Below are 13,014 nucleotides of genomic sequence, written 5' to 3' on the forward strand. Positions count from 1 at the left end.
AATTTAATACCAGCAGCTACAATCATCCCAAACATAATGATTGCTGCTCCACCAATCACCGACTCTGGCATTGCTGCGATTATTCCACCTAATTTTGGAAATAATCCCATAAGAACTAAAACTATTCCTGCAATAGTTCCAACGTGCCTACTTACCACTCCTGTAAACGCAACTAGTCCAGCATTTTGTGAATAGGATGTATTTGGCATTGCATTAAATATTGCACCAAATGCAGTACCAACACCATCTGCCATAATTCCACCTGAAATTTCTTTATCTGTTGCTTCTCGTTTAGCACCACCCATTGTAGTAGCACTTATATCTCCAATTGTTTCAATTGTTGTAACAACTGACATAAACAACATTAGAATTATTGCACCGGGTACAAAATCAATTCCATATTGAAGTGGCATTGGAAATGCAAACCATGATGCGGAAGCAATTTTTCCGTAGTTAACCATTCCAAGTGCAGCTGCAACTATGAAGCCGGCTACTATTCCAATTAAGATTGATCCTGCAGAAGCCATCCCTTTACCTCTAAGATTAAAAAAGATAGCAACTATAAACACTGTGAAAGCAACTGTTAAATGATTTGCATTTGCAAAGATTTCAGGTTTATTATTCATTAACCATCCACCTCCTCCAGCATACATAAAACCAACTTTAAGTAAACTAAATCCAATCATTAGTACAACTATACCAGTGACTAATGGTGGAAATAGATGTCTTATTGGTTTTAAAACTTTTCCAATAAAAATTTGAAAAATTCCTCCAATGAACGCTGCTGTAAATACAGCACCTAATCCTGCTGCTTTAAATGGTAGCATAATTGGTATAAACGCAAAACTTGTTCCTTGAACAATAGGAAGTCTTGCACCAATTTCTTTGTATCCAACTGTTTGGATAATTGTTGCAACTCCTGCAACAAACAAAGCCATTTGAATCAAAAATATTTTTTGTTCAGGCGTTTGACCAAAAACTCCAGCCACAATAATAGGAACTGTTATATTACCAGCAAACATTGCTAGTACGTGCTGAATTCCTAAAGGTATGGATTTATTTAATGGAAGTTTTTTATCCGGACTGTTTGTAGAGCCCGCTTTTGTTTTTCTTGAAGCCATATAACCTCCGTCGTTAACTAAATAGACGTTACATTATTGGCTGTGAATTAATATAAAAAAACTGATTAGTTTAGAAGAACTCCACTTTAGATAGTGAAAAAAACCTATAATGAGCAGATTTATTTTAATTAATAAATTTTAAAAGCAACCGTTTGAAACAAAACCCACAACTATATTTTCTGAATTTATTTCAAACCTACGTTCACATGGAACAAGGTATTTTTTGCTATTATAAACAAACTCGAAATTGCCTTTAGCATTTTTAAAGTCTTCGTCTGGTTTTCCAAGCTCCATCTGAAGTTCACTAGCTGATTTTCCTAGAAATTTACTCAATTTTTCATTTTCCTTTTCAACAATAGCATCTGTTTTATCTTTAACAGTTTGGCACCCTGAAAAAAAAATTAATATAATTACAAGACTTAATGCTGATTTTAATTTTGACATAAGTTTAAATTAACATTTTTCGTTACATTCATTATTAACTTTTAAGTTGTATAAATAATTCATTTCTTATTACTTTTAAGTTTAATTATAGTAACAATTGTGTTCTTTATTTGATGGTTCAAGCATATGAATGAAAAAGCTCTAGAAAAGATACTAAATATATTTTTAAAAGAAGTTTTACCCTTAACTGAACAAGGTGTTGCCAAAGGTAGTAAAGTATTTGGTGCAGCAATAATTAAAAAAGAAGATTTATCTTTTGTAGCTGCAGAAACAAACAATGAAATAGAAAATCCATTGTGGCATGGTGAGATGCATACTCTTAAAAAATTTTATGAATTAGATGCAAATACAAGACCAAAAGAAAAAGACTGTATGTTCTTAAGTTCACATGAGCCTTGCAGCATGTGTTTGAGTGCAATCACATTTTCTGGCTTTGATAATTTTTATTATTTGTTTCCATATACTGCTACTAATGATGAATTTAAAATTCCACATGATTTAAATATACTCAAGGAAGTATTTAAAATTAATGATGGGGAATATAATAAAGAAAATTCCTATTGGAAAAGTCAGAATATAAATTTACTTATTGAAAATTTACCTTCTTCAAAAAAAGAAAAAATTTTAAATCAACTAAACAAAATTAAAAAAAAATATCAAAAATTATCAAATCAATATCAGGTAAATAAGGATGGAAATTCTATACCATTAAATTAATTAATGAATACAAACCTAAAAATTTCAAATGTAACTAAAATATATCCTGGGTGTGTTGCAAACGACAATGTTTCACTCGAGTTTAATAGCGGTAAAATTTATGCTCTTCTTGGAGAAAATGGTGCTGGAAAATCTACACTAGTTAAAATTCTATCAGGCGTCATCATTCCTGACGAGGGTAAAATTTATTTAAATGAAAATAATCTAAAGCTTAATTCGCCATTAGATGCAAAAAAAAATGATATCGGAATGGTATTCCAGCATTTTAATCTTTTTGAAACTTTGTCCGTATTTGAAAACTTAATAATAGATTCAGATGAACAAAGGGAAAGTGTAAGAGAAAAAATTGATGCAATCATGAAAAAATATAATTTTTCAATTGATCTTGATATTCCTGTTCTAAATCTATCAGCAGGTCAAAAACAGAAAGTGGAAATAATAAGATGCCTAATAAGGAGTCCAAAAGTTTTAATTATGGATGAACCAACATCTGTATTAACAGAACAAGAAACGAGTGAATTATTCTTATCTTTGAAAAAATTTTCAGAAGAAGGAATTTTAATTATTTATATTACACATAAACTAAAGGAAGTTATGCAGCTTTGTGATGAAGTTGCTGTAATGAGAAGAGGAAAGTTAGTTTCTGTAAGTGAAATAAAGAACGAAAATATTGAGTCACTTGCTAACAAAATGGTGGGTCAGAACCTAAAAACAATTAAGAAAAAAAAAGCAAAAACTTCATCAGATCAATTAATTAAAATAACGAATCTTAATTTTACAAGCGAAGATCCTTTTGAAACAAATTTAACGGATATTAATTTTTCTGTTAATCGAGGGGAGTGTTTAGGAATTGCTGGTATATCAGGAAACGGACAAAGTGAATTATTTCAAGTATTAAGTGGTGAAATTATTTCGGAAAAGAACTCTATAGAATTTAATAATAATTACATAGGAGATTTAAGTCCTCAAGAAAGAAGAGAATATTTGATGGCCTTTTCTCCAGAGGATAGGCTTGAGCAGGCTGCAATTCCACAAATGAAAATTTTTGAAAATGTAGCTCTAAACAATTTTAAATCATCAAATTTTTTTAATAATGGATTAATAAACGAAAACAAAATTAAAGAACATTCAAAAAAAATAATTTCAGATTTTAATGTTAATACGGACAACATTGAATTAAAAAGCCAATTTTTGTCCGGAGGTAATCTTCAAAAATTAATTATTGGAAGAGAATTAATAACATCTCCAGATTTATTAATCTGTTTTAATCCAACTTGGGGTCTAGATGTTGGAGCAATAAATTATATCCACGAAACATTGATTAAAATCAATGAACAAAATAAATCAATTATATTAATATCTACAGACACTGACGAGTTATTAAAATTAAGTGATAAAATTTCAGTAATTCATAAAGGAAAGTTGTCAAAAATTATGAATTCTGAAGAAGTTACCTCTGAAAAACTTGGGATACTAATGGGAGGAGCAAATTGATTAAAATCGTAAAAAGAGATCAACCATCAAGAGCTATTTTTTTCTTTACACCCGTATTAGCTATTTTTCTAACCTTAGTAGCGGGAGGTTTGATTTTTTTTATTTTAGGTTTTAAACCATTTGAAGCTCTTAAATTTTTTTTCATAGTTCCAATTGCAGATAAATATGGTTTCAGTGAATTACTATTAAAAGCTACACCTCTTTGTTTAATAGCAATCGGTTTATCTTTTTGTTTTAAAAGTAATAACTGGAATATTGGAGCCGAAGGACAATTAACTTTCGGGGCGATAGTTTCTGGAGGAGTTGCATTATTGTTTTATGAGCAAGAAGGATTTTACATTCTTCCAATAGTAATTTTAGCTGGTGCAATCGGTGGTATGCTTTATGCATCAATACCCGCAATCTTAAAAACTTACTTTAATACAAATGAAATATTAGTAAGTCTTATGTTGGTATATGTCTCAAAATTAATTTTAGACTATCTTGTTGTTGGCCCTTGGAGTAATCCAGAAGGGTTTAATTTTCCCGAAACTAGACAGTTCAGTGACTCTGCTAAACTTCCGTTGTTATTTGAAGGACTGAGAATTCACGCGGGAATATTTTTAGCTTTAGCTGCGGTGGTTATCAGTTGGTTTGTTTTTTATAAAACGTATTTAGGGTTCCAAATGAAAGTTTCGGGTTTTAGTTTAAAGACAGCAAAATATGCCGGATACAAAGGTAAAAAAATGATCATTCTTGTTTTTCTAATAAGTGGTGCTTGCGCAGGTTTAGCTGGAGTTGGAGAGATAACTGGACCTATTGGACAGCTTCATAGAGAAATTTCTCCAGATTATGGTTTTACTGCTATAATTGTAGCATTTTTAGGTCGTTTACATCCTGTCGGTATCATCTTTGCATCTCTAGTTGTTGCAATAACTTATCTGGGTGCTGAGACAGCTCAAATATTTATGCAAATACCTAAATATACTGGTCAGGTTTTTCAAGGAATGATTTTATTTTTTCTTCTTGCATCGGATTATTTACTTTTTTTCAAAATTAAATTTATAGGTTTAAAAAAATGATCATCGATATAAATTTTATTGGGCTGATAATTGCATCAATCATGGCCTCTGCTGTTCCTTTAATCCTAGCGTCTTGTGGTGAGCTAATTACAGAAAGGTCTGGAGTTTTAAACCTTGGTGTTGAAGGAATGATGATCATTGGTGCTATTTCAGGTTTCGCATTAATGACTGTTACAGGGAGTTTAATTATTGCAATTTTTGGTGCAATGTTAGCTGGAGTTTTAATTTCAACTATTTTTGCATTCCTGACGCAAACATTGATAACAAATCATGTTGCTACTGGTTTGGCGCTTACCATATTTGGAATTGGTATTTCTGCGATGATAGGAAAAAATTTTGTAGGTATTCCTGGAAAAGAGTTTCCTGTTTTATTTCAAGGTTTAAAAGACACAATACCACTTTTAGGTCCAATATTATTTGGACATTCAATTGTTTTTTATTTTGCTTTTGCCCTTCCCTTTATAACTAGCTATTTTTTAAAAAAAACGAAAATTGGATTAATTGTAAGAGCTGTAGGAGACTCACCTGAATCTGCATCTAATCAAGGAATAAATGTTAGGCTAGTTCGTTACGCTTGTATACTTTATGGAGGCGCAATGAGTGGACTTGCTGGTGCATATTTATCTATGATTTATACTCCTCAGTGGATTGAAAATATGACAGGTGGAAGAGGTTGGATCGCATTGGCTCTAGTGGTTTTCTCAACGTGGAACCCAATTAAAATTTTAATCGGTGCGATGATTTTTGGTGGATTGACCATTATTCAATTTCATATGCAAGCAATCGGAGTAAGAATTCCTGTGCAATTTTTAACAGCTCTACCTTACATAGTTACAATAATAGTTTTAGTTGTAATTTCTCGTGATAGTAGAAAAATAAGACTAAGTACTCCTAGTTCCTTGGGGAAATCTTTTCATAAAGACAATTAATCTTAAAATAATCATTTTTTTTTAGATAAATTAATTTAAATTTAACAAATAAAAAATCAAAAGGGGAAATAAATTTATGCATAAATTTTTAATTCGTTCTTTCGTCTCTTCTTTAGTTTTATTATTTACATTAACTGTAGCTGCAGTTGCAAAAGATGTAAAAGCAGCATTTGTTTATATTGGTCCGACTGGTGACCATGGATGGACTTATCAGCATGATGTAGGTAGAAAAGCTGTTGAAGCTGCCGGATTTGAAACAACATACGTGGAAGGTGTTCCAGAAAGTGCTGATGCTGAAAGGGTTCTTAGACAATTAGCTAATTCTGGTCATGACATTATCTTTACAACTAGCTTTGGATATATGAACCCTACTAACAAAGTTGCAAAAGAGTTTCCAAATGTAAAATTTGAACATGCTACTGGATATAAAAGAGAGCATCCAAATGTTTCAACTTACGCTGCTAGATTCTATGAAGGTAGAACTATTTTGGGAACAATTGCTGGAACTATGACTAAATCTAATGTGATTGGATATGTTGCATCTTTTCCAATACCTGAAGTAATAAGAGGTATCAATTCATTTACTTTAGCAGCTCAAAAAGTTAACCCAAATATTAAAACTAAAATTGTTTGGGCTTTCACTTGGTACGATCCAGGTAAAGAAGCAGAAGCAGCAAAAGCTTTAATTGATCAAGGTGCTGATGTAATTGCTCAACATACAGATAGTACAGCTATTGTTCAAATGGCTGAAAAAGCAGGAGTATATGCTTTTGGACAAGCAAGTGATATGGATAAGTTTGCACCAAAGGCTGTATTAACTTCAGTTGAGAATAACTGGGGACCATATTATGTCGATAGAGTTAAAGCTGTTGCAAATGGTACATGGAATCAAAAAGATACATGGCACGGTATAGGTGATGGTATGGTAGTAATCTCAGGTTTAGACTCTCAAATGCCTAGTGACCTACAAGCAAAAGTTAAAAAACTTCAAGCAGATTTAGCATCTGGTAAAGTTCATTCTTTCACTGGACCAATTTATGACCAAAAGGGAAATTTAATGGTAGCAGAAGGGAAAACTGCAGATGATGGTATGCTAGCAGGTATGATGACTTATGTTAAAGGTGTTGAAGGAGATATACCTAAGTAATCATTTTCCAATTTAAAAAATTTAAAAGGCCGGTTTTTTAACTGGCCTTTTTTATATTTGATGTTTTTTTTTAATTTCTTCAATTCTTAATTCTTCATAAATTTCGAAGGGCTGCACAATCCAAGGATTATCAGGAAGTTTTTTTGCACAAAAATCTGGCTCAAATGTTGATTTCTTTTTTTTAAATAAAGTAGCAGTTTTGATATCCTCTATTTTATCCTTTATTGGTTCGTATTTTTTTAACCAGTCTATACTTTTGTTAAAAGTTATTCCTGTATCAGATAAATCATCACATAAAAGTATTTTACCACCCATATTAGGTGCGATAGAACTCATTTCCCTTGAGAACACAATATCACCCTGCTCATCCTCCACTCCTTTACCACTGTAAGATTCAACTGCAAGATATGCACATTTTAATTTAAATATTCTGCTTAATACGTCTATCATTGGTGCTGCGCCACGCATGATGCCAATCAGTATTGTTGGTTTATATCCACTTTCATCAATTTGGATTGCTAACTTTTCAACAGTCTGGTTGTACTCATCCCAACTGACAATCATTTTTTCTGTCATAATTTTTTAATATCTATTTATTTAAATAATAAAACTAAAACTGCAAGAACGATAAGTGCAATTATTGAAGATATTAAGATATACAACCTATGAATGTTTCTTCCTCTTAAATTAAAATAATGCCGTGCTACTCCAGTAATAACTGCTAATGCGCATAATATTAACCAATTATACTGATGATAAACTAAGAAACTTGAGTGTCCAGAAAGCATTATAAACAATACTAAAAAAGTGGAATAATTATTATGAATTGATCTCTGTTTAGCTGCTAGAGATAAACTCATATCAAATTTTTCACCTCTTTTACTACTGCTGATGATGTTCATTTGATTGGGTATAATTACTGTAAAAACATTACCAAACATATTGGTCCCTATAATTAGTCCAACACTTAAAATTGCAAATTTTGGTCCAAACAATTTTGTTAAACCAAAGGAGACGGCTGCTAATAAAATAATTGCTGTAGATATAAATAGTACATTATTTTCAATCAATTTTGATTTACACAACAGATCATATATAAACCAAAAAATAATTAATGATAAAAGCGAGATAATAATGGCGTAACTAGGAGGCATCAACAGGACACGTTTATCGACCATTAATACACCAGCGTTATAATAATAAATTACAACTAAGAGCAACATTCCTGTTACAAAAGTTAGGTAACTTTGCCATTTAAAAATTACTAATCTATTTAAATAATCCTGTGGTGGTGAGGTTTTTAACCTTGAAAGTTTATAAAAAAAACCAGAATGCATCAGATATCCTTCTCCATCGACATCATTGCTTGTTATATTTTTATTTAAATTATTGTCTAAGTAATTAAATAAAAAACTGTTACCTACCCATAATATTGCAAATACTACATGGCCCCATCTTAGAATAACTTCTAACCATTTAATTGTATAAGGTAAAAATTCCATCAGTATTTTATTTTATCTACTTTTTTATCCCAAATTTCAAAAGCTTTTAAAGCTTCTTCTCTAAGCATTTGTACCATTTTAATTTTTCTATCATCAATTTTTTTCGGAATTTCTGTATAAATAAAAGAGTCATCAAAATCTATATTTTTTGCATCTTCTCTAGTGTTTGCATAATATATTTTATCTAATCTTGACCAATAAATTGCTGAAAGACACATCGGGCAAGGTTCACAAGATGTATAAATCTCGCATCCGGATAGATCAAAAGTATTTAAATTTTTACAAGCTTCTCTAATTGCTACTATTTCTCCATGAGCAGTTGGATCATTTGTGGAAGTAACTTTGTTAGAGCCCTCTGCAATAATCTTTTGATCCTTAACTATAACACTTCCAAAGGGACCACCTATGGTATTCGCACTTTTTATTGAAAGTTCAATGGCTTTTGCCATAAATTTTTTTTTATCTTCCATTTTTTTTTTTTATTTTATTTTTAATTTTATTAATACTCATTAAAATTCTTTCAGGTGTTGCTGGCGCATTAAGTTCTGGTGCAAACTGATAATTTCCAACTGAAGCAACTGCATCTTTAATTGCATAAAAAACGCTCATAGCTAACATTAGAGGAGGTTCGCCTGTTGTCTTTGCTTTATTAACAACTTTTTCTTTATTTATTCCATCTTTAAAAATTTCTACATTAAATTTTTTTGGAATATCACTTACAGCAGGAATTTTATAGGTTGATGGAGAGAAAGTTGTAATCTGACCATTTGATTTCCAATTTAGTTCTTCAATAGTTAACCAACCTTGTCCTTGAACAAAACCTCCTTCGATCTGACCTAATTCAAGTGCAGGATTTATTGGTTTCCCTGCATCATGCAAAATATCAACTCTTTCTAGGATATTTTCACCTGTCAGTGTATCTATAGTTACTTCTGAAACAGCTGCACCATAACAAAAATAATAAAATGGTCTTCCTCTAAATTTTTTTTTATCAAAGTTTATTTTTGGCGTTGAATAAAAACCTGAGGATGAAAGAGAAATTCTATTTAAATATGCTTCTTGAATAATACTTTTAAATTCAAATTGTCTGTTTCCAAATATTATATATTGATCCTTATAAATTGCTTCTTGATTATAAATCTTATATTTTTTTTTAATAAATTTTTCTAAATTTAATTTAATTTTTGCTACTGCATTTAATGCTGCAGCACCATTAAGGTCTGTGGTTGAAGATGCAGCGCTAGCTGAAGTATTTGGAACCTTAGCTGTATTTGTTGATGAAATATGTACTAAATCATATGGTAATCCCAAGGAATTGGCCACTAGTTGAGCTATTTTTGTATGAGTCCCTTGACCCATTTCTATACCACCATGGTTCAAGTACACACTTCCATCTGTATAAATATGCACTAAAGCACCAGCTTGATTTAAATGAATTGTTGTAAATGAAATCCCAAATTTTACTGGTGTAATAGCTATACCCTTCTTTTTAAATTTATTTTTTTCATTGAATTTTTTTATCTCTAAATATCTTTTCTTATAATTAGATTTATTTTCTAAATTTTTAAATATTTCATTAATCACATTGTCTTCAATAGTCATTCCATAGTGAGTTATATTTTTTTTATCTTTTTGATAAAAATTTTTCTTTCGAACTTGAATAGGATCTATTTTTAAATACCTTGAAATATTATCAATAACATTTTCTATAGCCATCATACCCTGATTTCCACCAAAGCCTCTAAATGCAGTTGAAGTTGGAATATTTGTCTTGCATAAATTATTTGTTACCTCGATATCTGATATGTAATACGCATTGTCTATATGAAGAAGAGCTCTTTCATTTATTGCTGCTGATAAATCAGGCGACATTCCACAATTTGATGATAAGTTAATTTTTAATCCTTCAATAATTCCTTCATCATTAAATCCAACTTCGTATTCAGATAAAAATTCATGCCTTTTACCAGTCAAAATTATATCATCATCTCTATCTAGTCTTAATTTTACAGGCTGACATGTTTTTTTTGCCAGCAACGCACAAATACATGCAGTCATAAAATTTGTCTCTTTCCCTCCAAATCCACCTCCAATTCTTCTTACTTCAACATTTATAGAATTACTTTTCTGATTTAACATTTTTGCAATTAATTGTTGTGTCTCAGAAGGATGTTGTGTTGAACTGTAAACTAAAAAATTATCATCTTCTTTAGGTATAACAAATGCTGCCTGACCCTCTAAATAAAAGTGTTCTTGACTTCCGGTTGTAAAGATTCCTTTCAAATTATATTTTGAATTTTTAATTTTCTTAGAAGGGTTTCCTTTTTTAATTTTTCTAGGCTTAAATAAAAACTGTTTTTTATTTAAAGCATCTTTTATTGTGATAACTGGTTTTAAATCTTTATAAGTGATTTTTGCCTTTAATACTGCTTTTCTTGCAAGTTCAGTAGTTGTGGCAGCTACAGCAAACAATGGTTGACCAAAAAACTCAACTTTTTTATCTGGAAATATTGGATCACCATCAAAAACAGGTCCTACATCGTTCCTTCCTGAGATATCATTTTGAGTGACTACTGATATCACCCCTTCACTTTTTTTTACATCGCTTAAGTCTATTTTTTTGATTATTGCATGAGCTTTTTTACTTAGACCAATAGCACCATAAATTGTATTTTTTGGTTCATTAATGTCGTCAGTGTATTCAGCGTATCCACTTACATGCTTATAAGCACTATCATGTGGTCTTACATCATTAATATAGTTCTCTTTGCTCATTTAATTAACTCTTGTTAGCTTATTAGAAGCTATTTCTACGAAACATTTCATCAATAAATTTTTTGCTATCTCTAGTCTATATTCTTTACTTGCTCTCATATCACCTATGGGACTTAGGTCTTTATCAAGATAATTTTTGGCTTGATTAAAAGTACTTAAATTAAGAGGTTTATTCTTGAGAATTTTCTCACAAGCTTTAGCTCTTTTTGGTACAGCTGCCATACCTCCAAAAGCAATAAAAACCTCTTTAATTTTATTTTTATCGATTTCAAAATTAAAAGATCCACAAACAGATGAAATATCATCATCAAATCTTTTTGATATTTTAAATGCTTTAAAAATATTTTTCTTAAATAATGGTATTTTTATTGAGTGAATAAATTCATTCTTTTTTAATTTAGTTTTTCTATAATCAAGGAAAAAATTATTTATAGGAATAACTTTTCTTTGATTGAAGCTTTCAATTAAAATTTCTGCATTTAAAGATAACAAAATTGGTAATGTATCACCTATCGGAGATGCTGTCGCAATGTTACCACCTATTGTTCCTACATTTCGAATTTGAACAGAACCGTATCTTTTAAGAACTAAATAAAAATCTGGATAATGTTTTTTAATTTCTTTTTCAAATTTTATTAAAGGTGTAGAGGAGCCAACCTCAAGGTAATTTTTATTTACTTTTATAAAGTCTAATTCTTTTATTTCTTTTAAATCAATTATAAAAGGAATTTCTTTTCTTTCTTTTGTAACTTTTAAAGATAAGTCTGTTCCACCTGCAAGAAAACTAAAATTAGAGTATTTTTTAATTATATTTTTTAAATCCTTAATGTTCTTTGGTGAAAAATAAATTTTATCATCTTTTTTAATATAAATATTTTTTGGTTTAATTTTTTTTAATAATTGAATTACTTTATTATTATTTTTACTAAATTGATCATTCCTGTTTTTCTTGTCTAAACTTTTTGCAGCATCTATTATAGGTCTATATCCAGTGCAACGACATAAATTACCTGATATAGAATCTGTTATTAATTCATTATTAAGATTTTTGTTATTTTTAAACATTGAAAATAAAGCCATAACAAATCCTGGTGTACAGAAACCGCATTGAGAGCCATGAAATTTTACCATCGCATCTTGTACAGGGTGAAGTTTGCCATTTTTGGAAACCAAATCTTCTACAATTAAAAGTTGTTTACCATTTAATGATGGAACAAATGAAATACAGGAATTAATTGCTTTATATATAATCTTATTATCGACTAATTCACCTAAAACAATTGTACACGCGCCACAACCACCCTCTGAACATCCTTCTTTGGTTCCAGTCTTTTTTAATTCGGTTCTAATATAATTAAGTATGGTTTGATTTGGATCAGGATTATTGATTACTATAAGCTTATCATTTAATAAAAATTTAACAGAGTTCGATATCACTTAACTACCTCTATAAGTAGAATAACTCCAAGGTGAAACAAGCAAAGGAACATGATAATGCTGTGAGGGATCTGAAATTCCAAATCTGATGATAACATCATCCAGGAATGGAACATCGCTAGCTGCAGATGTATTTTTAAAATAATCACCAATATGAAAAACTAATTCATATTTACCCTTAACAAAAATATCTCCCTCAGCTAATGGTGAATTAGCTCTACCATCATCATTGAGTTTTGTTGACGTTAATTTTTTTCGTTCTGAATTATTAATATAAAACAACTCAACTAGGATACCTTTGCCAGGTTTACCAGAATACACATCTAAAACATGAGTTGTGAGCTTTGTCATAAAATTATAGTATCATTTAATTTTAAACTTTAATTA

At 30.3% G+C, this 13,014-nt stretch carries 13 protein-coding genes; 5 read left to right on the forward strand and 8 right to left on the reverse strand.

From position 1 onward, the window contains the following. Positions 1-1,121 (reverse strand): uracil-xanthine permease family protein (locus AMO08_RS00235; protein WP_075484224.1); only part of this gene is annotated, 1,121 nt, incomplete at its 3' end. Positions 1,122-1,259: 138 nt separating this feature from the next. Beyond that, positions 1,260-1,565, reverse strand: coding sequence for a hypothetical protein (locus AMO08_RS00240; RefSeq protein WP_075484225.1), 306 nt, complete (start codon positions 1,563-1,565; stop codon positions 1,260-1,262). A gap of 126 nt (positions 1,566-1,691) precedes the next feature. Between AMO08_RS00240 and AMO08_RS00245 the strand changes: the two genes are divergently transcribed. From AMO08_RS00245 to AMO08_RS00265, 5 genes are all read left to right on the forward strand, one after another. Continuing rightward, positions 1,692-2,282, forward strand: coding sequence for a nucleoside deaminase (locus AMO08_RS00245; RefSeq protein ID WP_075484226.1), 591 nt, complete (start codon positions 1,692-1,694; stop codon positions 2,280-2,282). Positions 2,283-2,285: 3 nt separating this feature from the next. After that, on the forward strand, positions 2,286-3,776 hold the full coding sequence (locus AMO08_RS00250) for an ABC transporter ATP-binding protein (RefSeq protein ID WP_075484227.1): 1,491 nt from the start codon (positions 2,286-2,288) through the stop codon (positions 3,774-3,776). Continuing rightward, entirely contained in the window at positions 3,773-4,837 is a 1,065-nt protein-coding gene (locus tag AMO08_RS00255) for an ABC transporter permease (protein WP_023854720.1), read from the forward strand. The genes AMO08_RS00250 and AMO08_RS00255 overlap by 4 nt, the downstream gene beginning before the upstream one ends. 8 nt (positions 4,838-4,845) lie before the next feature. Then, complete coding sequence (locus AMO08_RS00260) at positions 4,846-5,766, forward strand: ABC transporter permease (protein WP_425304625.1); 921 nt, start codon at positions 4,846-4,848, stop codon at positions 5,764-5,766. Between the two features lie 76 nt (positions 5,767-5,842). Next, the gene (locus AMO08_RS00265; protein WP_102134033.1) at positions 5,843-6,913 is read left to right on the forward strand and encodes a BMP family ABC transporter substrate-binding protein; all 1,071 of its coding nucleotides are present in this window, start codon (positions 5,843-5,845) and stop codon (positions 6,911-6,913) included. A gap of 51 nt (positions 6,914-6,964) precedes the next feature. On the opposite strand, the gene AMO08_RS00270 is transcribed toward AMO08_RS00265, so the two are convergent. Genes AMO08_RS00270 through uraH form a run of 6 tightly spaced genes read right to left on the reverse strand, consistent with a single transcriptional unit; the run spans position 6,965 to position 12,978 of the window. Beyond that, the gene (locus AMO08_RS00270; RefSeq protein WP_075484229.1) at positions 6,965-7,489 is read right to left on the reverse strand and encodes a phosphoribosyltransferase; all 525 of its coding nucleotides are present in this window, start codon (positions 7,487-7,489) and stop codon (positions 6,965-6,967) included. Between the two features lie 17 nt (positions 7,490-7,506). Further along, positions 7,507-8,415 carry a urate hydroxylase PuuD gene (locus tag AMO08_RS00275; protein ID WP_075484230.1) on the reverse strand — a complete coding sequence of 303 codons (909 nt, stop codon included), beginning with the start codon at positions 8,413-8,415 and terminating at the stop codon, positions 7,507-7,509. Beyond that, a complete protein-coding gene (locus tag AMO08_RS00280; protein ID WP_075484231.1) occupies positions 8,415-8,885 on the reverse strand; it encodes a nucleoside deaminase in 471 nt (156 codons plus the stop codon). Before AMO08_RS00280 ends, AMO08_RS00275 begins: the two co-directional genes overlap by 1 nt. After that, positions 8,875-11,190: a xanthine dehydrogenase molybdopterin binding subunit gene (xdhB, locus tag AMO08_RS00285; protein ID WP_075484232.1), complete on the reverse strand. Its 2,316-nt coding sequence runs from the start codon at positions 11,188-11,190 to the stop codon at positions 8,875-8,877. Before xdhB ends, AMO08_RS00280 begins: the two co-directional genes overlap by 11 nt. Continuing rightward, positions 11,191-12,627 (reverse strand): xanthine dehydrogenase small subunit, encoded by a 1,437-nt coding sequence (xdhA, locus tag AMO08_RS00290; RefSeq protein ID WP_082254988.1) that lies wholly within the window; start codon positions 12,625-12,627, stop codon positions 11,191-11,193. Then, positions 12,628-12,978 (reverse strand): hydroxyisourate hydrolase, encoded by a 351-nt coding sequence (gene uraH / locus AMO08_RS00295; RefSeq protein ID WP_075484233.1) that lies wholly within the window; start codon positions 12,976-12,978, stop codon positions 12,628-12,630. Positions 12,979-13,014: the final 36 nt, after the last annotated feature.

It is taken from the genome of Candidatus Pelagibacter communis, assembly GCF_001180205.1.
GTDB classification, from domain to species: domain Bacteria; phylum Pseudomonadota; class Alphaproteobacteria; order Pelagibacterales; family Pelagibacteraceae; genus Pelagibacter; species Pelagibacter ubique_O.

Coding starts and splice junctions, on each gene's coding strand:
- uraH (WP_075484233.1), bottom strand. CDS start 12,978: ATGACAAAGCTCACAACTCATGTTTTAGATGTGTATTCTGGTAAACCT.
- AMO08_RS00275 (WP_075484230.1), bottom strand. CDS start 8,415: ATGGAATTTTTACCTTATACAATTAAATGGTTAGAAGTTATTCTAAGA.
- xdhB (WP_075484232.1), bottom strand. CDS start 11,190: ATGAGCAAAGAGAACTATATTAATGATGTAAGACCACATGATAGTGCT.
- AMO08_RS00245 (WP_075484226.1), top strand. CDS start 1,692: ATGAATGAAAAAGCTCTAGAAAAGATACTAAATATATTTTTAAAAGAA.
- AMO08_RS00250 (WP_075484227.1), top strand. CDS start 2,286: ATGAATACAAACCTAAAAATTTCAAATGTAACTAAAATATATCCTGGG.
- AMO08_RS00265 (WP_102134033.1), top strand. CDS start 5,843: ATGCATAAATTTTTAATTCGTTCTTTCGTCTCTTCTTTAGTTTTATTA.
- AMO08_RS00280 (WP_075484231.1), bottom strand. CDS start 8,885: ATGGAAGATAAAAAAAAATTTATGGCAAAAGCCATTGAACTTTCAATA.
- AMO08_RS00240 (WP_075484225.1), bottom strand. CDS start 1,565: ATGTCAAAATTAAAATCAGCATTAAGTCTTGTAATTATATTAATTTTT.
- AMO08_RS00270 (WP_075484229.1), bottom strand. CDS start 7,489: ATGACAGAAAAAATGATTGTCAGTTGGGATGAGTACAACCAGACTGTT.